Here is a 21,736-nt window from a genome sequence, read left to right as displayed (position 1 = left end):
CACCATCACATGACGACGGCGACTGCAACACTCAAGCGATCCTGGGCACTCGACCTGTCGAACGAGACCCTCTACGAGCTGCTCAAGCTGCGCGTGGAGGTGTTCGTGGTGGAGCAGGCCTGCGCCTACCCCGAGCTCGACGGTAAGGACCTGCTCTCCGACACCCGCCACTTCTGGCTCGAGCGCGACGGCAGCGTGGTCTGCACACTGCGTCTCCTCGAGGAGCACGACGACGGCGAGAAGTCGTTCCGCATCGGGCGCCTGTGCACCCACCGCTCCTCGCGCGGGCAGGGCCACACCACGCGTCTGCTGCGGGCTGCGCTCGCGGAGGTCGGCTCGTCCCCGTGCCGCATCAACGCGCAGAGCTACCTGGTGGAGATGTACGCAAAGCACGGCTTCTACCCGGACGGCCAGGAAGTTCTCGAGGACGGCATCCCGCACACGCCCATGCGGCGCGGCGGCGGCAGTCCCTGGAGCGAAGGCGACAAGAACTGACTCGCCTGCACCGACACTGAACAACCGACGAACGTCTCGGAGAAGCCCGTGTGACTCGGGCGCGGTCCCGCCACTGTGACGTGGTCCGGCCTCCTTCAGGAGGTCGGATCACGGAGCCAGATCGCCGAGCGTTCGTGTCACTGCTGCGTGAGGAGACCACGCGCAGCATCGTCTCGACTCCTCGGCGCGGTCACCGAGGTCGAACAGGACCACACGCGTGAATCCCGGATATCCGTTCTCTGCCATCGTCGGTCAGGACCGACTGCTGTTGGCGCTCTCACTCTGTGCCGTTCACCCCGGCATCGGCGGCGTGCTCGTGCGCGGTGAGAAGGGCACGGCGAAATCGACCGCCGTGCGTGCGCTGACGGCGCTGATGCCTCCCGTCACGGACTCGGCGGGCACCCGGCCCGCTCGGCTCGTCGAACTGCCCGTCGGTGCGACCGAGGACCGCGTCGTCGGGTCCATCGACTTCGAGCGCATCGTCCGCGACGGCGAACGCGCCTTCACCCCCGGCCTGCTCGCGTCAGCGGACCGTGGCCTGCTGTACGTCGACGAGGTCAATCTTCTTCACGATCATCTCGTCGATCTGCTGCTCGATGCGGCAGCCATGGGCCGGGTACACGTGGAGCGGGACGGCATCTCGCACTCCTACCCGTCGACCTTCGTGCTCGTCGGCACCATGAACCCCGAGGAGGGGGAGCTGCGCCCGCAGCTGCTCGATCGCTTCGGCCTCGCCGTGGACGTCTCCGCCTCCCGCGATGTCGACACGCGGATGACGGTCGTCCGTCGCCGACTCGACTACGAACGCGACGCCGTCGCGTTCGCCGAGGCGCATGCCGACGCCGACGCGGAGATCGCGGCCCGCATCGCCGGTGCGCGGGACCGTGTCGCCGACGTCGAGCTGCCCGACTCGGAACTGCGTCGTATCGCGGCCGTGTGTGCGGCCTTCGACGTCGACGGGATGCGCGGTGACCTCGTCGTCGCGCGCACCGCGACCGCTCACGCCGCGTGGCGGGGCGGCACCACGGTGACCGAGGACGACGTGCGCGTCGCCGTCGAGCTGGCGTTGCCCCATCGGCGTCGGCGCGATCCGTTCGATGCTCCCGGACTCGCGGACGGCGAGCTGGACGACGCGATGTCGCAGGCGGACGAGGACGTGCGACGTTCGGAACCGGAGCCCGATCCCGATCCCGACCCGGACGACGGCGGAGGCGCACCCGATCCCGCTGCCGAGGACGGTGCTCCCGAACAGTCGAGCTCCGACGATGCACCGTCGGCCGACGAACCGCCCCCGCGGCCGTCGACCGGTGGCAGCTCCGGAACCGCCGCGTCCGGGGACGGCTACGATGCCCGGCTCCTGCAGATCGACGGTGTCGGCGACGGCGCACCCGGCCGTCGCTCACGCGCGCGGGTGTCCTCGGGTCGTGTCGTGCGTGCGACCGACTTCACCGGCGGCTCACTCCATCTCGTCGGCACTCTGATGCGTGCCGCGGAGCGCAGGGGAGCGGCCGAGTCCGGCCGGTTGTCCATCGCGGGCGGTGATCTGCGCGGCGTCGATCGCGAAGGGCGCGAGGGCAATCTGATCGTCTTCGTCGTCGACGCCTCCGGCTCGATGGCGGCGCGCGACCGCCTGTCGGCGGTCACTGGTGCCGTCGTGTCGTTGCTGCGCGACGCCTATCGACGCCGCGACCGCGTCGCCGTCGTCTCGGTGCGGGGCAGCGACGCGGAGGTGATCCTCCCGCCGACCCGGTCGGTGGACGTCGCCGTCGCCCGACTCCGCGACGTACGCACCGGTGGCAGAACGCCGCTCGCGTCGGGCTTCCTGACGACACGCGACGTCGTCGCACGTGAGCGGGTCCGGGAGCCGGGGCGTCGTGCCCTCGTCGTCACCCTGACCGACGGCCGAGCCACCGGTGGACCCGATCCGGTGGGACGAGCCCGTCACGCCGCCGCACTGCTGGCCGCGGACAAGGTGGCCTCCGTGGTCGTCGACTGCGAGTCCGGCATGGTTCGCCTCGGACTCGCCCGTGACCTCGCGACCGCCCTGCGCGGCACCTACATCTCACTGCCCGAACTGTCGTCGGCGAGCGTGGCCGGCGTCGTCCGGGCCGCAGCCTGAGGAGATCGTTCATGCCACAGGGAGTTCCGGCACCCGGCACCGTTCCCGACGACGGCCTGACCACCAGGCAGCGTCGCAACCTCCCCATCCTCGCCGTCCACACGGGCCCCGGTAAGGGGAAGTCCACCGCCGCGTTCGGCATGGCGATGCGCGCCTGGAACCAGGGCTTCGACGTCGCGGTCTTCCAGTTCGTCAAGAGCGCGAAGTGGAAGGTCGGCGAGGAGTCGGTGTTCCGCACCCTCGGTGATCTGCACGACGAGACCGGCGTCGGCGGCGCCGTGGAGTGGCACAAGATGGGCTCGGGATGGTCCTGGTCGCGCAAGCGCGGCGACGAGGTCGACCATGCCGAGGACGCACGCGAAGGGTGGGCGGAGATCGCGGCGCGCATCCGCGACGAACGGCACCGCTTCTACGTCCTCGACGAGTTCACCTATCCGCTGCACTGGGGGTGGATCGACGTCGACGACGTGGTGCGCACCCTCACCGACCGGCCCGGCAACCAGCACGTCGTCATCACGGGCCGCAACGCACCCACCGCGCTGCTCGACGCCGCCGATCTGGTCACCGAGATGTCCAAGATCAAGCACCCCATGGACGCGGGTCGCAAGGGTCAGCGCGGCATCGAATGGTGAACGATCTGCCCGCCGTCGTCATCGCGGCCCCCTCGTCCGGCAGCGGAAAGACCACCATCGCCACCGGCATCATGGGCGCACTGCGCGCCGCCGGCAGGCGGGTCGCTCCGTTCAAGGTCGGCCCGGACTACATCGATCCCGGGTACCACGCCGTCGCCGCAGGACGGCCCGGTCGCAACCTCGACGCCGTCATGACGGGCCGCGACGCGATGGTGCCCGCGCTGCGCTGGGGTGCGAGCGGGTGCGACATCGCGGTCGTCGAGGGCGTCATGGGTCTCTTCGACGGTCGCATCGACCCCCACGCCACCGAACCCGCTGCGGAGGGGTCCACGGCCGCGGTCGCCGCCGCGATCGGTGCGCCGGTGATCCTGGTGGTGGATTCGCGAGGGCACAGCCAGAGCATCGGCGCGCTGGTCCACGGGTTCTCGACGTACGACCCCTCGGTCCACGTCGCCGGGGTGATCCTGAACCGGGTCGGCAGTGAGCGACACGAGGCGGTGCTGCGACAGGCCTGCGACCGGGTCGGCGTTCCCGTGATCGGGTCGGTGCCTCGCGCCGGCGCGCTCGAGGTGCCGTCGCGTCACCTCGGCCTGGTGACCGCAGCCGAGCACGGCTCCGCCGCGGTCGACGCCGTCGCGGCGATGACCGAGCTGGTGTCGCGCCATGTCGACGTCGACGCTCTCGCTCGCATCGCGGCGACGGCGCAGGTTCCGACGGCGGAGCCGTGGAGTCCAAACGCCGCGGTGGGGGTGCGGATCGAGGGTCCGCGTCCGGTGGTCGCCGTCGCCGGTGGCCCGGCGTTCACGTTCGGCTACGCCGAGCAACCGGAGGTGCTGCGTGCCGCGGGAGCGGACGTGGCGGTGTTCGATCCGCGCCACGACCGGTTGCCCGAGGGTGCCACCGGCCTGGTCGTCCCCGGCGGCTTCCCCGAGCTCCACGCCGCCGAGCTGGCCGCCAACGAGCCACTGCTGCACGACATCCGGGCTCTCGCCGACGCCGGGTGGCCGGTGCACGGTGAGTGTGCGGGCCTCCTGTACCTGGCCACCTCGCTGGACGGGCACCGCATGGCGGCAGTGCTCGACCTCGACGTCGAGTTCGGGTCGAGGCTCACCCTCGGCTATCGAGACGCGGTGGCGCTGACGGGGTCGGTGATGTTCGACGTCGGCCAGCGCATCACCGGCCACGAATTCCACCGCACCCACGTCGTCCGGGCGGGATCGTTCGAACCCGCGTGGGCCTGGCGGCGCGACGGCAGCACCGTGCAGGAGGGATCCGTCGGCGCCGGCGGACGGGTGCACGCGTCGTATCTGCACACCCATCCGCTGGCGACGGCCCGGGGATTCGCTCGGTTCGTGGCGGCCTGCCGGCCGAACTGACCCACAGCGTCTCGGCGCCCGTCTGGTTGCATCTCACAAACTTCTGGTGTCTACTGTCGGTCGGATACATACCGAAAGATTGTTTGCACCCGGTTTCCTGGGGAGTGCATCCGGCGAGAGGGTCCTTCACATGGTCAGCAGAATGTTCGGTAGCGCACGCGTCTCGTGGGCGAGTGTCGGATCCGTCGTCGTCGCAGCGGCGGCGCTGGCCGTGGCGTCACCGGCCGCAGCCGGTGCCACCGAGATCAAAGGGTGCGTGATCACCTCGCCGGCAGACGGCACGGTCTGCACCGGTATGGACCTGAGCGGCGCGGATCTCGCGGGCTCGAATCTGTCGGGAGCCGACTTCTCGGGCTCGAACCTCAGTGGAGCGGACCTGTCCGGCGTGGTCGGATTCGGCGGCCGCTTCACCGGCGCGAATCTGCGGGGTGCGAATCTCGCGGGCTCGTCCTTCAGCCGCGCGGACTTCCATCACGCGTCGCTGGCGAACGCCGATCTGACGAATGCAGCACTGTCGGACACGATGCTCGATCAGGCAGATCTGACGCGGACGGGCTTGAGCGGCACGGATTTCACCGTGTCCTACCTGCGAGACGCTGATCTCTCGCATGCTCGGTTCGCGGGCACGAAGTTCTTCGGCGCCCAGGTGTGCGGCGCCAACATCTTCGGTACCGACCCGTCGGCTGCGAGCAACCTCGACACGTCCTGCACGGTGTCCGAGGGTCCGGCAACCCCCCTTCCCGTTCCGGCACCTGTGCCCGGTGGGCTCTTCGGTAGTTGATCGACGTCCTCCACCGATCACGCCGCGAGCAGTCCCTCCAGGTAGTCCAGGAGCCGTGACACCTCCCGCGGGGCGCCGAGGACGACGACCTTGAGCCGGTCGCGTTGCGCGTCGTAGGCGGTGTTGACGCGCAACGGTTCACTGTCGGGACGCGCGTCCCCGGTGGCTCTCGCGAGTAGTGCGGTCAGCCGATCCGCGGTCTCGCGGTCGACGGTGTCGATGTCGACGATCGAGGTGACCTCGACGCGATGCTCGGTGCGCAGTGTGGAGGCGGCCTGCCCGGTGAACGTCTCGAGGTCTTCGCCGGAGATGCGGTACTGCTTGCCGATGCGGACGGCGGGAAGGCGCCCGGACCGCACGTAGCCGCGGACGGTGCGCACGTGCAGCCCCAGCATGTCGGCGACATCGTCGACCGAATACATCCGCACAGTCATCCAAACAACGTAAACATCCCCTGTCGCACACGTCAATTGGGACATCTACGTGCCCCGTGGCGGCTTTTCCCGGACATGTCGTCGGGAGACTTTTCCGACAGGTTGCCGGTGAACGGCGCGGAAATCGGGCATTGGTGGCAATCTGGATCGAATGACCGACATCGACCAGAGACTGATCCTGGGGCCGTTCGTCCGCTACGTCAGTACCGATCGCGCGACCTTCTGGGTGGAGACGTCGCACTCCTGCACCGTCACGGTCACCACGTCCTCGGGCGCCTCGGTGGACGAGCGCACGTGGGGTCTCCACGGGCACCACTACGCCCTCGTCGCCGTCGAGGATCTGCCGCAGAACTCACTCGTCGACTACACCGTCGCGATCGACGGCGAGCAGGTGTGGCCCACTCCCGACCGCCGGGCCGTCGTGCACACGATGTGCGACGACGAGCCCGTCACCGTCGCCTTCGGATCCTGCCGGCGGGGTGACACCTACAGCGACGAGGCGTTGACGCGCATCGGCGCCGACGCTCTGGTCGGGCTCGCCGACCGTGTCGCGAGCGAAGAGCCCGACACCTGGCCGGATCTCCTGGTCTTCCTCGGCGACCAGGTCTACGCGGACGATCCGTCGCCCGAGATCGTCGAGCGCCTGCACGCCCGGCGCGAGGCCGGCGAGCGTGCTGCCGGCGCCCGCTCGGAGGAGGTCGAGGACGAGATCTGCGACTTCGAGGAGTACACCTGGCTCTACCAGGAGTCGTGGGGCGACGACCGCGTCCGCCAACTGATGGCCACGGTCCCGACGTGCATGATCCTCGACGACCACGATCTGCGGGACGACTGGAACTCCTCCGCGGACTGGCGCGCGGAGGTGACACAGGCGTCCTGGTGGGAGGACCGCGTGATCGGCGCCTTCTCCTCGTACTGGGTCTACCAACACCTGGGCAACCTGTCCCCGCGCGAACTCGAGGACGACGCGATGTACGCGGCCGTGCGATCCGCCGCGAGCGACTCCGAGCGTGAGACGCTGCTCGCCGAGTTCGCCCTGAAGGCGGACGCGGAACCGTCCTCGGCGCGCTGGAGCTATCACCGCGACATCGGCAACACGCGTCTGGTGATGATCGACAGCCGGTGTTCGCGTGACCTGTCGCCCGAGCGCAGGGCCATGGTCGACGACGTCGAGTGGGCATGGGTGCGCGAGCACACGCTGAAGTCGGGCAAGGAGCACGTGCTCCTGGGGTCGTCGCTGCCCTTCCTCATGCTTCCGGGGCTGCACGCGGTGGAGCAGTGGAACGAGGCGGTGGCGCAGGGCGCGTGGGGGAAGCGGTTCGGTCGGATCGGGGAGAAGCTGCGTATCGCGCTCGATCTCGAGCACTGGGCCGCGTTCGGAAAGTCGTTCGGCGACATGGTGGATCTGGTCGACGAGGTGGTCGTGGGGCCGGACGCGCCGAAGTCGGTCGTGTGGTTGTCGGGTGACGTGCACTGCTCCTACGTCGCGAAGGCGGAGACCCGCGTGTCGACGTCGACGTCTCTGTACCAGCTGACGATGTCGCCGTTCCGTAATCCACTGAACCTGCCGATCCGGGCGGTCAACCGCCTGGCGATCCGTCGCCCGGTGGCGAGGATGCTCGCGCGCCTGGCGCGCGGAGCCAAGGCGGAACCCGTGCACGCGGAGTGGAGCACGGAGGCGGGTCCCTGGTTCGACAACGGGGTGATGTCGTTGACCACGGACTCGCAGGCGCTGCGTCTCGAGGTGAACCACGCCGCGGTGGTGAACGGGCGTCAGACGCTCAGCACCACGGCTCGCTACGACCTCACGCCGTCCGGGGTGCGGCAGCGCTGATCGTGCCCGTGCCACGACAGGTAGGGTCTTCCGACGTGGACGCGACCGATTCTCCCTACCTCGCAGGGCTCGATCTGGCCGGTCGTCGCGTGGTCGTCGTCGGTGGGGGCAGTGTCGCGCAGCGGCGGCTCCCGCTGCTGGTGTCGTGCGGCGCGAAGGTCGTCGTCATCACCCGCGAGGCCACCCCGGCCGTCGAGGGCATGGCGAGCTTCGGTCAGATCGAGCTGGAGTTGCGCGACTATCGCGACGGCGATCTGCACGAGGCCTGGTACGCCATCGCCTGCACCGACGAGGCCGAGACCAACGCGGCCATCGTCGCGGAAGCGGCGCGCTCCCGGATCTTCTGCGTGCGCGCGGACGTGGCGAGAGACGGCACGGCGGTCACGCCTGCCAGCGCGGAGTACGACGGTCTGACCGTCGGCGTGCTCGCCAGCGGAGAGCATCGCCGGTCCGCCGCCGTGCGCAACGCCGTGCTGGACGGGCTGCAGTCCGGGGCCATCGCGGACGCACCGGAGAAGTCGATCGCGGGGGTCGCACTCGTGGGCGGTGGACCGGGGGACCCGGACCTCATCACCGTGCGGGGGCGCCGCCTGCTGGCGCGTGCCGACGTGGTGGTGGCCGACCGTCTCGCGCCGCCCGAGCTGTTGGCCGAACTGGGACCGCACGTCGAGGTGATCGACGCGTCGAAGATTCCGTACGGCCGGTTCATGGCACAGGAGGCCATCAACGACGCGTTGATCACGCATGCCCGCGCCGGCCGGTTCGTGGTCCGACTCAAGGGCGGCGATCCCTACGTCTTCGGCCGCGGATACGAGGAGCTCGAGGCGTGCAACGCAGCGGGCATTCCCGTCACCGTCGTTCCCGGCATCACCAGCGCCATCTCGGTGCCGTCCGCCGCCGGTATCCCGGTCACCCATCGTGGCGTCACGCACGAGTTCGTCGTCGTCAGCGGTCATCTGCGCCCGGATCACCCGGACTCGCTGATCGACTGGCCGTCCCTGGGCCGGCTGCGCGGCACGATCGTGCTGCTCATGGCGGTCGAGCGCATCGGAGCCTTCGCGGACGTGCTCGTCGAGAACGGGCGCGCCGCGGACACGCCGGTCGTGGTGGTCCAGGAGGGCACGACGCGGTCGCAGCGAGTGGTGCGGGCAGATCTGACCACCGTCGCCGAGCGGGTGCGTGCGGAGAACGTGCGCCCCCCGGCCATCATCGTCATCGGACCGGTGGCGGGATTCGACGCCGCGGCCGTGATCGGCGCCGCCTCGTGACCCGGCCGATGACCTATCCCGTGACCGAGCGGGCCTTCGGACTCGCGATCATCGCGCTCAGCGGCATGCAGTTGATGGCCGTGCTCGACGGCACCGTGGTGAACCTCGCGCTCGCTCCGCTGCAGGCCGAACTCGGCCTCAGCGATGCCGGTCGCAACTGGGTGGTCTCGTCGTACGTACTGGCCTTCGGCGGGCTCATGCTCCTCGGCGGGCGCATGGGCGACGCCTTCGGACGCAAGCGCATGTTCCTCGTCGGAGTCGCGCTGTTCACGGTGGCGTCCGCTGCCTGCGGACTCGCGCAGAACGAGGCGATGCTGGTGCTGGCCCGCGTGATCCAGGGCGCCGGCGCCGCCGTCGCGTCGCCCACGGCGTTCGCACTGGTGGCCACCACGTTCGCGCCGGGGCCCGTCCGCAACCAGGCCATCGCCATCTACGCGGCCATGACCGGTGTCGGCTCCTTCTCCGGTCTCATCATCGGCGGCGCGCTCACCGAGGTCTCGTGGCGGTGGATCTTCCTCATCAATGTGCCGATCGGTCTCGCGATCCTGGCCCTGGGATGGCGCGCGCTCACCGAGACGGCCGGCGAACGGGCACCCCTCGACGTGCCGGGGGCGATCCTCGCGACGCTCGGATCCACCGGTGTCGTGTTCGGCATCGTCGAGGGTCCGGAACGAGGCTGGACGGACGTCGTCACCCTCACCGCGATCGTTGTCGGTCTGTTCCTGTTGCTCGCGTTCCTCACCGTCGAGCGGCGCGCCAGGAACCCACTGCTGCCCTTCGAACTCTTCCGCGACCGGGACCGCGTCGCCACCTTCGTCGCCATCTTCTTCTCCGGCGGCGCCCTGTTCGCGATGACCGTGATCGTCGCGGTGTTCGTCCAGGACGTGTTGGACTACAGCCCGCTGCGCGCCGGCATCTCGTTCATCCCGTTCGGTGGCGGCATGGCGCTCGCCGCCGTCGCGTCGTCGTGGCTGGCGCCGCGGGTCGCACCACGCTGGATCATCGCGACCGGCGCGGTCCTCACCGTCGGGTACCTGATCTTCGCGTCGACCATCACGGTGGAGTCGACGTACTGGAAGAACCTGTTCCTCCCCATCGGCGGCATCGGTTTCGGCGTCGGACTGGCGGTCATCGCCCTCCCGCTCTGCGCGATCGCCAACGTCGACCAGAAGAACATCGGGCCACTCACCGCCATCTCGCTCGTCGCGCAGAACCTGGGAGGCCCACTCGGCCTCGCTGTGGTCAGCGCGATGGCGGCGTCGAAGACGCTCTCACTGGGCGGTCGGACGGGCTCGGCCGTCGACATGACCCGGCCGGAGATCGTCGCGTTGGGAGAGGGCTACACGTTCGCTCTTCTCGGCTGCGCCGTTCTCGCCGCGGTCGCCGCCGTCTCGGCGTTGTTCATCCGCTACAGCGCGGCCGACGTCGCCCAGGCCAAGGCAGCCCAGGACGCGGTTCACCGCTGACGGTCGGCGGGAAGGTCCGCCTCGTTCGCCGCCGCGCGCCCGGACTCCCATCCCGCGAGGTCCAGCCGGGGTCCACGGACCGACCGGGTGGCCGGGAACAGTCGCTCGACCTCTGCCTCGACGGCCACTGTCTGCGTCGCCAGCATCGGCAGCAATTCGCCGGACCGTCGACTCGCCTCCTCGAGGGCCAGCGCGTCCGACTCGGCGAGGCGTTCACCCAGCCGTACGGCGTAGGCCCACAGGAACGCCGTGTCGAACCCGGATGCCGCCTTCTTCCGCCGAGCCGGTCGGGGAGCGCGAGCCAGAGCGCGCGCCGCCTGCACCGAGAGGGAGGTGAAGAGCATCTCGGTCTGCTCCACGTCGACGGGTGCACCCACCACCGTCGCGAGGGCGTGATCGGTGTCCCAGACCACCCGGGTGCGGTTGACCGTCGCCACCACGTGCAGCAACTGTGCACGCGCATCCGCGTGCGGATTGTCGACGTGCACACGCCTGCTCACGACGTCGGTCCGGCCCTCGGCGAGCACGAGGGTGTCGACAGAGTACTTCGTCATCAGTTCCTGCGCCTTCGCGGTGAACGCATCGGCCTCCTCCTCGAACTCGGTCGAGTCCGCCTTGGCGAGAAGCCCCCTGATGCGTCCGAGCATGCCGGACCCGACGACGGTGTCGGGCGGCAGCAGGCGTGCGGTCCGGGCCGACGGCCACTGCGACGGCAGCGCACCGATCCGGGTGAGTCGGGGCAGGCTCTGCCACCGCCCGAGCAGCGTGAGCACGGCGATCCACTGGTCACTGACGGCGATGTAGTCGGACGCACCGCCGAGGCGCAGACGCGCGGCGAGCAGACTCGGAGACGCGTCGACAGGCGACTCGACGTCCGGGCGCAGCGCCCGGATCGCCTCGACCTGGCGCACCCAGCTCTCGGGCGCGCGCGCGGTGGCGTCGGAGAGCTCGGCCTCGTGCAGGAGGGCCGCCGCGGCGAGTCCGGTGACCTCGGCGGTGCAGTGGCGGCGGACGACGTGCAGCAGGTCGAGCGGTTGCCACCCCTCCTCGTACAGCGCCGTGATCGTGGACAGGAGCGTGACGGACCCCTGAGCGAGGGGATTCGCGTCGGTGCAGGCGACCAACTGGTCCGCGACGTCGTCCACCACGCGTTGCGAGGCGGTGCGACCGACGGCGGCATCGGCGCCGCGCTGCAGCAGTTCCGGGACCGGGTTCATTCGGTCAGCACGATCACCTCGGTCGGCGATGCGACCTCGGCTCGGAGTCCTGCACGGACGGCGACCGCGGCGACGGCCCGTGCGCTCGTGGGTTCCGCGCGGGTGACGGTCAGCGCCCGTGCCAGCAGTCCCTTGTGATGCTTGTTGAAATGGCTGACGACGGTGCGGGATCCGTCGGGTTGCTCGGTGAGCACGGTGGCGGTGACCGCGCCGGGTATGGGGCCCAGGTCGCGGTAGATTCCCGAGCGCAGATCGACGACGAGACCGTCGGCCGCGGCGGTGACCGCCGCGGGCAGCACCGGCTTCCACAGGGCGCGGAGCGTGGGGAGCCCGGGCAGTGCGGACCCGCCCGAGAGCCGGTACGCCGGAACCGGATCGTCCGCTCGCACCGCACCGAAGAGGGCGGACCCGATCGCGAGGCGCTGCCGAGCCTTGGCCTTCTGCGCCCGGGTGAACGATGCCGCGTCCAACGCGTCGAACAACACTCCGGTGTAGCGCTCGAGAGCCGGTCTCGTCGCCGAGACCGTCAGGGCCGCATTGCGCTCGATCTCGTCGTCCTGCTTCGGCGAGAGTCCCAGGGCCGTGCGGGAGGCCGCGGGATCGTCGGCGAGGGACACGAGAGCGTTCACCAGCGTCGATCGGACGTCGGTGAGCTGCGGAAGCCACAGCCGGTCGAGATCGAGCGGATCACCGCGGCCGCCCGCGGACTTGGTTTCGGACGGTGGCAGAAGAACGAGCACGGCAGGAACGGTACCGACACACCCACGGACTAGGCTGTGCGCCTGTGATCACCCGTCTGTCCCACCTGTTCCTGCGCACGCTCCGCGACGATCCCGCCGATGCCGAGGTACCGAGCCACAAGCTCCTGGTGCGCGCCGGCTACGTCCGCCGCATCGCTCCCGGTGTGTACTCGTGGCTGCCGCTCGGGCTCCGGGTGCTGCGCCGCGTCGAGCAGGTGGTGCGCGAGGAGATGAACGCGATCGGTGGCCAGGAGATCTCGCTGCCGGCGCTGCTGCCGCGCGAACCGTACGAGGTGACCAACCGCTGGACCGAGTACGGCGACGGGCTGTTCCGGCTCAAGGATCGCAAGGGCGTCGACATGCTGCTCGGGCCGACGCACGAGGAGCTCTTCGCGCTGACGGTCAAGGGGGAGTACAGCTCCTACAAGGACCTGCCGGTCACGCTGTACCAGATTCAGACCAAGTACCGCGACGAGGAGCGTCCGCGGGCCGGCATCCTGCGCGGCCGTGAGTTCGTCATGAAGGACTCGTACTCGTTCGATCTCGACGAGGCGGGTCTGAAGACCTCTTACGAGGCCCACCGCGAGGCGTACCAGCGAATCTTCGAGCGCCTCGGTGTCAGCTACGTCATCGTCGCAGCCACGTCCGGGGCGATGGGCGGGAGCGCGTCCGAGGAATTCCTCGCGGAATCGGTCGTCGGCGAGGACACCTACGTGCGGTGTGTCGAGTCCGGGTACGCCGCGAACGTCGAGGCCGTCACGACGCCGGCTCCGCCGTCGATCCCCCTCGAGGGCCTGCCGCAACCGACGGTGCACGAGACCGGCGACACCCCGACCATCGCGACGCTCGTCGACTGGGCGAACGGTGCGGATCTCGGCCGCACGGTCACCGCGGCGGACACGCTCAAGAACGTGCTGCTCAAGACACGCGTCCCCGGCGGTGAGTGGGAACTGCTCGCCATCGGCGTTCCCGGTGATCGTGACGTGGACGAGAAGCGCCTCGAGGCCTCCCTCGCCCCCGCCGAATTCGTCATGCTGGGCGACGCGGACTTCGCCGCCAATCCGTTCCTCGTCAAGGGGTACATCGGACCGAAGGCCTTGCAGGACAACGGCGTGCGTTACCTCGTCGACCCTCGCGTCGTCGACGGCACGGCGTGGATCACCGGCGCGAACGAGAAGGGCAAGCACGTCGTCGATCTGGTCGCGGGCCGCGATTTCGTCGCGGACGGCACCATCGAGGCTGCCGAGGTGCGCGACGGTGATCCCTCTCCGGACGGCCGCGGCGCACTGGTGTCCGCTCGCGGCATCGAGATCGGCCACATCTTCCAGCTCGGTACCAAGTACACCGACGCCTTCGCGGTCGACGTCCTCGGCGAGAACGGCAAGCCCACCCGCTTGCTCCAGGGCTCGTACGGCGTCGGCGTGTCTCGCCTGGTGGCTGTCATCGCCGAGCAGATGCACGACGACAAGGGTCTGCGGTGGCCCGCGTCCGTCGCACCCGCCGACGTGCACATCGTCATCGCCAACAAGGACGTGGGCGCGCGCGAGGGTGCCGAGGCGCTCGCCGTCGAACTCGACGCGCACGGGCTCGAGGTCGTCCTGGACGACCGTCCCAAGGTGTCTCCCGGTGTGAAGTTCAAGGACTCCGAGCTGATCGGTGTGCCGCTCGTCGTCGTCCTCGGTCGCGGCTGGGCGGACGGCACCGTCGAGCTGAAGGATCGCTTCACCGGTGAGGCTCGCGACGTTCCGGCCGAGTCGGCGGGCCGGGAGGTCCTGCGCGCGGTCGGGCGACCCGTGTGAGCACCTCGTCGTCGAGCGAGTCTCTCCCTGCCGTCCTGACCCGGCTCGTCGACGCTCGCCGAGTCCTGCTGATCGCGCCGACACACGGGCGCTCGGCCGCTCTCGCGGCCGACGCGGTCGGCGAGCGCGGATCCGTCGTGGTGCTCGCCGCGGACGAGAGTGTCGCGGCCGTCCGGGCCGACGCGGAGGCGGCACGAGGCCGGGTGGAGATCGTCGCCGGCGATCCCGCCGGATCGTTGCCGCAGCTCCGCACGGACGACGACACGACCTTCGGTGTGGTGTCCGCCGACGTCTCGAGGGCCGGTGCGGCCGAGGCCGTGCAGTACCTCGAGTGGGCGCTGGTGCTCGGTCGACCCGGGACCGCCGTGGTGGTCACCGGTGACGCCGACGGGGCGACGTGGACGGCGGTGCAGGACATGGTCGACGGTCACCCACGGCTCGCCGCGGCGTCGTGGACCGCGGGCACCGCGGTGATCGTCGCCGCCGTGACCGATCAGCCCTGAGTCGAGGTCCAGACCGGCGGAGGAGTCAGGTCGCCGGAGTGCCGGGAAAGGCCACCGTCGACGGGAAGATGCCGAGGATCGCCTTCCACGCCGAGGCACGCCGAGCGGAGTCCGTGAGGGCCACGATGCCGATGTCGCGGGTGTGCCCGGACTGGGCCCGTTCGACGACCGACCGCCAGGCGACTGCGGCGTCGTCCTCGACCTGCGCCGCGAGCCGTGCCGCCGCCACCGCGTCGGTCACCGGGAACGGCACCGTGTACCCGGCCGCGGGCTCCGGTGCGGTGACGCTGGCCGCGGTCAGGGCGTCGATGGTGCCGTCGCGCCGCGCTCGGTGGTCGGCGGCGTACTGCGCGACCATCGGATCGCGGGTGGGGTTCGAGAACGCCGCGATGACGCCATAGGCGAAGACGGCGGCGAACTCCACGTTCAGCGCGTCCACGAGGGCCTGCTGCTCCGGGCCGAGATCACTCATCCGGCCACCGCCGCGGACGCCAGCGTGCACGCGGCACTGATCGACCCGAGCAGGCCCGCTCGGTAACCGGACAGCGCACGCGCGTCGTCGGCTGCGCTGCGGCCCGCGTCCGACAGCGCCGCGGACAAGTCGGTGAGTGCCGGAGCCGACACCGGCTCGGCAGTGCCGGTCGCCGCAGCGGCGGTCTCCGACACCGTGGGCGGGGGAGTGAGACGTGCGATCTCGGTGTCGAGCGCGTCGGCGTGGGCGGTCCGCTGATCGGCGATCACGGTGAGAGTGTCGACCGCCGCCGGGTTCTGCGCGATCGCCGCCGTCGCGGCGGCGGCGTCCCGGCGGGCCCGGGCGGCATGGGCCGCGAGCGGATCGGGCTGCGCCGCCTCGTCGTCCTGCGCACCGTCCGAGCACGCGACCGTCGAGGCGAGGATCGTCGTGCCCGCTACCGCTGCTCCCGCACCGCGCAACATCGTGCGCCGCGAGAGCGTCGGGAGACTGCGGCCGTGCAGGAAGACCGGTCGGTGCGGAACTGTCGGTGGCACCCGGTCATCGTGCCAGACACGGACACCGTCCCCGCGCCGGACACGAGCACTCTCGGCGCGACGACGCAGCGTGTCGGGAGACGCGCCCCGGTCGCGGTATCGTGGTCCCTTCCCAGTTCGCCGGTGGCGAGCTGTACAACTTCAGCGAGGAGTGGTCGAGCGATGCCGGTTCCATCCAGGGAGAGGGTCGTCGCACTCCTCTCCGCACACGTGGCGGGCCCGGGGTTCACCGACGGCGATCTCGATCTCGAGGACGTCACCGTGTCGAAGGCCGGTGCTCACAGCGTCGTCAAGGTGATCGTCGATCGGGATTCCGGATTCGAGCTCGACGCGCTCGCTCGGCTGAGCCACGAGATCTCCGACATCCTGGACGCGGCAACCGAATTCGGGGACACCGCGTACAACCTCGAGGTGACCACGCCCGGTGTCGACCGACCCCTGACCGAGCCTCGCCACTGGCGTCGTGCTCGCGGCCGGATGGTCACCGTCGTGCTCGGGGACGAGACGATCGACGCCCGCGTCGGGGAGCTCAGGACCTCGGAGGGCGGTACGACCGAACTGGATCTCGTTCTCCGCTCGCGCACCGGTCCGACGCTGCGCACCGTGCCGCTCGACGCGGTCACGTCGGCCACCGTGCAGGTGGAGTTCAAGAAGCCCAATCCTGCGGAGCTCGAGATGGCGGGCGGCGTCACGCCCGGACGCTTCGATCCGCTGAACCCGCCGGAGGAGCCCGTCTCCGGTGACGAAGACGACGACACAGACGACGAAAGCCGATAACGACGTGAACATCGACATGACTGCCCTCCGCGCGATCGAGGCGGAGAAGGGCATCACCATCGACGCGGTGATCGAGACGCTGCAGAGTGCGCTGCTCACCGCGTACAAGCACACGGCCGGTCACCGGTCCGACGCCTACATCGACGTGAATCGCAAGAGTGGCGAGGTCCGCGTCATGGCACGCGAGACCGACGAGAACGGGAACTTCGTCTCCGAGTGGGACGACACCCCCGAAGGGTTCGGTCGCATCGCCGCGACCACCGCGCGTCAGGTCATCCTGCAGCGACTCCGAGACGCCGAGAACGAGAAGTCGTTCGGTGAGTACTCGACGCACGAGGGCGAGATCGTCGGCGGTGTCATCCAGGCCGACGCACGGCTGAACGCACGCGGCACGGTCGTGGTGCGGATCGGCAGCGACTCCGAGGGCGTGGACGCGACCATCCCGCCGGCGGAGCAGGTGCCCGGTGAGACGTACGAGCACGGCGACCGCATCAAGTGCTACGTCGTGGGCGTCACCCGCGGCAATCGCGGCCCGCAGGTCACCCTGTCCCGGACGCACCCCAACCTGGTCCGCAAGGTGTTCGCGCTCGAGGTGCCGGAGATCGCGGACGAGTCCGTGGAGATCGTGTCGGTGGCCCGCGAGGCGGGACACCGGTCGAAGATCGCCGTGCGGACGTCGGTGTCCGGCCTCAACGCCAAGGGCGCGTGCATCGGTCCGATGGGCCAGCGTGTCCGCAACGTCATGAGCGAGCTGGCCGGCGAGAAGATCGACATCATCGACTACGACGACGATCCCGCCGTGTTCGTCGGGAATGCGTTGTCACCGTCGAAGGTTGTCTCTGTCACGGTCGTCGACGCGGCTGCCCGCGCCGCTCGTGTGGTGGTGCCCGACTACCAGTTGTCGCTCGCGATCGGCAAGGAAGGTCAGAACGCGCGGCTCGCCGCGCGCCTGACCGGGTGGCGTATCGACATCCGGAGCGACGCCGCGCCGACCGAGGACGATCACTGAGTCGGCGCGCGCGAGCGGGCGACGTTCCGAACCGGACCGAATCCGCGTTAGACTGTGACACGGCTCGACACGCGTTGTCCGACGACACCGCGTCCGCACCAGCTGGACCGGTGCGTACGTGCGTAGGATGCAGACAGCGCGAGTCGCCTTCCGCCTTGGTGCGGATCGTCGCCGGCGTCTCCGACACCGGCACGGTCGGTGCCGTGGTCGATCATCGCCGCAGACTGCCCGGCCGGGGTGCATGGTTGCATCCCGACGCGACTTGTCTGCAGCAGGCGGAGCGACGTCGAGCCGTCGGGCGTGCCTTGCGCGTGACCGGTCCGCTGGACCTGTCCGCGCTTGCCCGAGAGTTCGCACCGTGACGGTGTGGACCACACCCGATCGACCGGCCGAACGGTCGCGGCACCTCGCCGCGCCACGAGGAGAACAGGTACACGAATTCATGAGCACACCGTGAAGCACCGACGATGAACATCGTTTCGAGATAACCCGAGGTCGTGCGGGCGCCTGCCATAGGAGCCGCGCTCGACCTCTCAGTGAGGAGAGCAGTGGCAGGCAAGGCCCGCGTGCACGAGTTGGCTAAAGAACTCGGTGTCACCAGCAAGGATCTACTCGCTCGGCTGAAAGAGCAGGGCGAGTTCGTGAAGTCGGCGTCGTCGACCGTGGAAGCACCGGTCGCGCGACGTCTCCGTGAGTCGTACCCGTCCGCGTCCGGCGACGCGGCACCGTCGACCGGCGCCCGTCCGTCCGGAAACGGCGCAGGCCCGAAGCCGGGCGGCCCCCGCCCCGGTCCGAAGCCGGCTCCGGCGGCCCCCGAGGCACCGGCCGCAGCAGCACCCGAGGCGCCCGCCGCGCAGGCTCCGGCCCCGTCGGCTCCCGCCGCCCCGGCACCCGCTGCCCCGGCTCCGACACCCGCAGCACCTGCCGCTCCCGCGGCACCGGCTGCTCCGGCGGCACCCGCCCCCGAGGCACCGGCAGCGTCGGCGCCCACAGCGCCCGCTGCTCCCGGCCCCAAGCCGGGACCGAAGGCACCGCGCGTCGGCAACAATCCCTACTCGTCCGCACCCGTCGAGCGCCCCGCGCCGCGTCCCGCTCCGGGACAGGCCGGTCCGCGACCCGGCGCCCCGCGTCCGGCTCCGGGCCAGGGTGGACCTCGTCCGGCCGGCGGCGCACCCGCTCAGGGTGGAGCAGGTCGTCCCCCCGCAGGTCAGGGTGGACCTCGCCCCGGCGGACCCCGTCCCAATCCCGGCTCCATGCCTCCCCGCCCGAACCCGGGTGCCATGCCGAGCCGCTCGGCTCGCCCGGCTCCCGCAGCCGGCGGTCGTCCGGGTCGTCCCGGCGGCGCACCGGGCGGTCGTCCCGGCGGTGCCGGTGGCGGCGGCGGTTACCGCGGTGGCGGCGGCGGTGCACCCGGCGCTCCCGGTGCCGGCGCACCTGCCGGTGGCGGTTTCCGTGGTCGTCCCGGTGGCGGTGGCCGTCCCGGCCAGCGCGGTGCCGCGGCAGGCGCGTTCGGTCGTCCCGGCGGCGCAGTCCGTCGTGGCCGCAAGTCGAAGCGGGCGAAGCGCGCCGAGTACGAATCCATGCAGGCTCCCGCAGTCGGTGGCGTGCGGTTGCCCCGTGGCAACGGTGAGACGATCCGTCTCGCTCGCGGCGCATCGCTGTCCGACTTCGCGGACAAGATCGACGCGAACCCGGCTGCACTCGTGCAGGCGCTGTTCAACCTCGGCGAGATGGTGACGGCGACTCAGTCGGTCAACGACGAGACGCTCGAACTGCTCGGCGGCGAGATGAACTACGTCGTCCAGGTCGTGAGCCCGGAGGACGAGGACCGCGAACTGCTGAACTCGTTCGACCTCACCTACGGCGAGGACGAGGGCGGCGAGGACGAGCTCGAGCAGCGTCCCCCCGTGGTCACCGTCATGGGTCACGTCGACCACGGCAAGACGCGACTGCTGGATTCGATCCGTAACGCCACCGTGCGTGAGGGCGAGGCCGGTGGCATCACGCAGCACATCGGTGCCTACCAGGTCCTCACCGAGCTCGAGGGCAACGAGCGTCTGGTCACCTTCATCGACACCCCCGGTCACGAGGCCTTCACGGCCATGCGTGCCCGTGGTGCCAAGGCCACCGACCTCGCGATCCTCGTGGTCGCGGCCGACGACGGCGTCATGCCGCAGACGGTGGAGGCGATCAACCACGCCCAGGCAGCAGACGTGCCGATCGTGGTCGCGGTCAACAAGATCGACAAGGAAGGCGCGAACCCGGACAAGATCCGGCAGCAGCTGACCGAGTACGGCCTCATCGCCGAGGAGTACGGCGGCGACACGATGTTCGTCGACATCTCGGCCAAGCAGGGCACCAACATCGATGCCCTTCTCGAGGCAGTGCTGTTGACGGCCGACGCGGCGCTCGATCTGCGCGCCAACCCGGACATGGACGCACAGGGTGTCGCCATCGAGGCACATCTCGACCGTGGTCGCGGACCGGTGGCCACCGTGCTCATCGCTCGCGGAACCCTGCGTGTCGGTGACTCGATCGTCGCCGGCGATGCCTACGGCCGCGTCCGTCGCATGGTCGACGAGCACGGCGAGGACGTCATCGAGGCGCTCCCGTCGCGTCCCGTCCAGGTCATCGGCTTCACGTCGGTGCCGGGTGCCGGTGACAACCTGCTCGTCGTCGACGAGGACCGGATCGCCCGTCAGATCGCGGACCGCCGCAACGCTCGCAAGCGCAACGCGCTGGCAGCGAAGTCGCGCAAGCGGATCAGCCTCGACGATCTCGATGCCGCACTGAAGGAGACGTCGCAGCTCAACCTGATCCTGAAGGGCGACAACTCCGGCACCGTGGAGGCCTTGGAGGAGGCGCTCGTCGGTATCGCGATCGACGACGAGGTCGAACTGCGCGTCATCGACCGCGGCGTGGGTGGTGTCACCGAGACCAACGTCAACCTTGCGTCGGCGTCCAACGCGATCATCATCGGCTTCAACGTCCGTGCCGAGGGCAAGGCGACGGAGCTGGCGAACCGCGAGGGCGTGGACATCCGGTACTACTCGGTGATCTACCAGGCGATCGACGAGATCGAGAAGGCGCTCAAGGGTCTGCTCAAGCCGGTCTACGAAGAGGTCACGCTGGGCCAGGCCGAGATCCGCGCGCTGTTCCGTTCCTCGAAGGTCGGAAACATCGCCGGTTGCCTCGTCACCTCGGGTCTGGTGCGCCGCAACGCGAAGGCTCGACTGCTGCGTGACAACAACGTGGTCGCCGAGCTCGTCACCATCTCGTCGCTCCGGCGCGAGAAGGAGGACGCCACCGAGGTCCGCGAGGGCTACGAGTGTGGTCTGACGGTGACGTACTCCGACATCAAGGTCGGAGACGTCGTGGAGGCGTACGAGCTTCGGGAGAAGCCGCGCGACTGATCGACGAGAACGTACGGGTGTGGCCCGCGGCATGTCCGCGGGCCACACCCGTTCGTCGAAGACGGTGTCCGACCCTGCTATCGATGAGGTGCTCGTGTTTCTCGGTGCTCTCGAACTCGACATCCTGCTCGGCGACGTACATTCGCTGAAGGAGAAACGTTCGGTGATCAAGCCCGTCGTCGCTGCCCTGCAGCGCTTCGGTGTGTCGGCCGCCGAGACCGGGGAACAGGAGCGTTACCGTCGTTCGATGGTGGGTGTCGCCATCGCCACCGGGGACGTCGCCCACCTGCACGAGGTACTCGACTCGTGCGAGCGACACGTGGCCGAGAGGCCGGAACTACAACTACTCGCAGTTCGGCGCCGAGTGTTCGGGCCCGAGGACTGATGGACGAAGGAGACGCATCGTGGTGGACCAAGCCCGCGCTCGTAAACTGGCCAAGCGCATCGGTGCGATCGTCGCGACGGCCATCGATCACGAGATCAAGGATCCGCGGCTGTCGTTCGTGACGGTCACCGACACCAAGGTGACCCCGGACCTGCACGACGCCACCGTCTACTACACCGTGCGCGGCGAGACGCTCGACGCCGAGCCCGATTTCCAGGCTGCCGCTCTGGGTCTGGAGAAGGCCAAGGGCGCTCTGCGCACCAAGGTCGGTGCCGGTACCGGCGTGCGCTTCACCCCGACGCTGACCTTCCGTGCGGACACGGTGCCCGACACCGCGCGCCACATGGAGGAACTGCTCGAGCGTGCCCGCCAGATCGACGACAAGGTGGCTCAGGCCGCTGCGGGGGCGCAGCCCGCCGGTGATCCGGATCCGTACAAGGTGCCTCGAAGCGACACCGACGAGCTCTGAGACCCCGGTGA

General features: G+C 69.9%; 21 protein-coding genes and 1 riboswitch. Of the genes, 16 read left to right on the top strand and 5 right to left on the bottom strand.

The features are described from left to right. The first annotated feature begins 9 nt into the window (after positions 1–9). From HQ308_RS02390 to HQ308_RS02370, 5 genes are all read left to right on the top strand, one after another. On the top strand, positions 10–495 hold the full coding sequence (locus HQ308_RS02390; RefSeq protein WP_027505061.1) for a GNAT family N-acetyltransferase: 486 nt from the start codon (positions 10–12) through the stop codon (positions 493–495). 39 nt (positions 496–534) lie between these two features. Continuing rightward, positions 535–618: riboswitch (cobalamin riboswitch) on the top strand. 94 nt (positions 619–712) lie between these two features. Further along, positions 713–2,614 (top strand): VWA domain-containing protein, encoded by a 1,902-nt coding sequence (locus HQ308_RS02385; protein ID WP_222645333.1) that lies wholly within the window; start codon positions 713–715, stop codon positions 2,612–2,614. 11 nt (positions 2,615–2,625) lie between these two features. Continuing rightward, a complete protein-coding gene (gene cobO, locus HQ308_RS02380) occupies positions 2,626–3,246 on the top strand; it encodes a cob(I)yrinic acid a,c-diamide adenosyltransferase (protein WP_027505063.1) in 621 nt (206 codons plus the stop codon). Continuing rightward, complete coding sequence (locus HQ308_RS02375; RefSeq protein ID WP_222645332.1) at positions 3,240–4,622, top strand: cobyrinate a,c-diamide synthase; 1,383 nt, start codon at positions 3,240–3,242, stop codon at positions 4,620–4,622. Before cobO ends, HQ308_RS02375 begins: the two co-directional genes overlap by 7 nt. Positions 4,623–4,752: 130 nt before the next feature. Then, the gene (locus HQ308_RS02370; RefSeq protein ID WP_222645331.1) at positions 4,753–5,403 is read left to right on the top strand and encodes a pentapeptide repeat-containing protein; all 651 of its coding nucleotides are present in this window, start codon (positions 4,753–4,755) and stop codon (positions 5,401–5,403) included. Positions 5,404–5,420: 17 nt separating this feature from the next. Here the strand turns inward: HQ308_RS02370 and HQ308_RS02365 are convergent, their stop codons facing one another. Continuing rightward, positions 5,421–5,837, bottom strand: coding sequence for a helix-turn-helix domain-containing protein (locus HQ308_RS02365; RefSeq protein ID WP_027505065.1), 417 nt, complete (start codon positions 5,835–5,837; stop codon positions 5,421–5,423). 151 nt (positions 5,838–5,988) lie between these two features. Here HQ308_RS02365 and HQ308_RS02360 point away from each other — a divergent pair, with 151 nt between their 5' ends. From HQ308_RS02360 to HQ308_RS02350, 3 genes are read left to right on the top strand one after another with little or no spacing between them, the layout of a single operon-like run. After that, the gene (locus HQ308_RS02360; protein ID WP_027505066.1) at positions 5,989–7,671 is read left to right on the top strand and encodes an alkaline phosphatase D family protein; all 1,683 of its coding nucleotides are present in this window, start codon (positions 5,989–5,991) and stop codon (positions 7,669–7,671) included. 35 nt (positions 7,672–7,706) lie between these two features. After that, positions 7,707–8,939, top strand: coding sequence for a uroporphyrinogen-III C-methyltransferase (gene cobA, locus HQ308_RS02355; RefSeq protein ID WP_222645330.1), 1,233 nt, complete (start codon positions 7,707–7,709; stop codon positions 8,937–8,939). Between the two features lie 8 nt (positions 8,940–8,947). Continuing rightward, entirely contained in the window at positions 8,948–10,405 is a 1,458-nt protein-coding gene (locus HQ308_RS02350; RefSeq protein ID WP_222630838.1) for an MFS transporter, read from the top strand. On the opposite strand, the gene HQ308_RS02345 is transcribed toward HQ308_RS02350, so the two are convergent. Both HQ308_RS02345 and yaaA read right to left on the bottom strand, forming a co-directional pair. Continuing rightward, on the bottom strand, positions 10,396–11,622 hold the full coding sequence (locus tag HQ308_RS02345; RefSeq protein WP_222645329.1) for a DUF2786 domain-containing protein: 1,227 nt from the start codon (positions 11,620–11,622) through the stop codon (positions 10,396–10,398). The two genes, HQ308_RS02350 and HQ308_RS02345, sit on opposite strands and share 10 nt — an antisense overlap. Beyond that, entirely contained in the window at positions 11,619–12,362 is a 744-nt protein-coding gene (gene yaaA / locus HQ308_RS02340; protein ID WP_056445002.1) for a peroxide stress protein YaaA, read from the bottom strand. Before yaaA ends, HQ308_RS02345 begins: the two co-directional genes overlap by 4 nt. 44 nt (positions 12,363–12,406) lie before the next feature. On the opposite strand from yaaA, the gene HQ308_RS02335 reads away from it, so the two are divergent. Then, complete coding sequence (locus HQ308_RS02335; RefSeq protein WP_056444999.1) at positions 12,407–14,161, top strand: proline--tRNA ligase; 1,755 nt, start codon at positions 12,407–12,409, stop codon at positions 14,159–14,161. Then, positions 14,158–14,664, top strand: coding sequence for a hypothetical protein (locus HQ308_RS02330; protein ID WP_222645328.1), 507 nt, complete (start codon positions 14,158–14,160; stop codon positions 14,662–14,664). The genes HQ308_RS02335 and HQ308_RS02330 overlap by 4 nt, the downstream gene beginning before the upstream one ends. Positions 14,665–14,689: 25 nt before the next feature. Here HQ308_RS02330 and HQ308_RS02325 read toward each other — a convergent pair whose 3' ends face one another. Next, positions 14,690–15,136, bottom strand: a complete 447-nt coding sequence (locus HQ308_RS02325) for a ferritin-like domain-containing protein (RefSeq protein WP_027505072.1) — start codon at positions 15,134–15,136, stop codon at positions 14,690–14,692. Continuing rightward, positions 15,133–15,672, bottom strand: a complete 540-nt coding sequence (locus HQ308_RS02320) for a hypothetical protein (RefSeq protein WP_231476265.1) — start codon at positions 15,670–15,672, stop codon at positions 15,133–15,135. Before HQ308_RS02320 ends, HQ308_RS02325 begins: the two co-directional genes overlap by 4 nt. Positions 15,673–15,834: 162 nt before the next feature. Here HQ308_RS02320 and rimP point away from each other — a divergent pair, with 162 nt between their 5' ends. The 6 genes from rimP to rbfA all read left to right on the top strand — a co-directional run bounded on the left by rimP (position 15,835) and on the right by rbfA (position 21,725). Continuing rightward, a complete protein-coding gene (rimP, locus tag HQ308_RS02315) occupies positions 15,835–16,449 on the top strand; it encodes a ribosome maturation factor RimP (RefSeq protein WP_027505074.1) in 615 nt (204 codons plus the stop codon). Between the two features lie 4 nt (positions 16,450–16,453). Further along, positions 16,454–17,458 carry a transcription termination factor NusA gene (gene nusA, locus HQ308_RS02310; RefSeq protein ID WP_027505075.1) on the top strand — a complete coding sequence of 335 codons (1,005 nt, stop codon included), beginning with the start codon at positions 16,454–16,456 and terminating at the stop codon, positions 17,456–17,458. After that, positions 17,407–17,820: a YlxR family protein gene (locus HQ308_RS02305; protein ID WP_308115644.1), complete on the top strand. Its 414-nt coding sequence runs from the start codon at positions 17,407–17,409 to the stop codon at positions 17,818–17,820. The genes nusA and HQ308_RS02305 overlap by 52 nt, the downstream gene beginning before the upstream one ends. A gap of 186 nt (positions 17,821–18,006) precedes the next feature. Next, positions 18,007–20,871 carry a translation initiation factor IF-2 gene (gene infB / locus HQ308_RS02300; protein ID WP_027505077.1) on the top strand — a complete coding sequence of 955 codons (2,865 nt, stop codon included), beginning with the start codon at positions 18,007–18,009 and terminating at the stop codon, positions 20,869–20,871. A gap of 94 nt (positions 20,872–20,965) precedes the next feature. Further along, entirely contained in the window at positions 20,966–21,256 is a 291-nt protein-coding gene (locus tag HQ308_RS02295; protein ID WP_027505078.1) for a DUF503 domain-containing protein, read from the top strand. A gap of 19 nt (positions 21,257–21,275) precedes the next feature. Continuing rightward, positions 21,276–21,725 (top strand): 30S ribosome-binding factor RbfA, encoded by a 450-nt coding sequence (gene rbfA / locus HQ308_RS02290; protein WP_027505079.1) that lies wholly within the window; start codon positions 21,276–21,278, stop codon positions 21,723–21,725. Positions 21,726–21,736: the final 11 nt, after the last annotated feature.

Origin of the sequence: Rhodococcus sp. BP-241 (genome assembly GCF_019836145.1) — a bacterium.
Lineage (GTDB): Bacteria > Actinomycetota > Actinomycetes > Mycobacteriales > Mycobacteriaceae > Rhodococcoides.
This window is presented reverse-complemented; position numbering and strand designations above follow the sequence as displayed.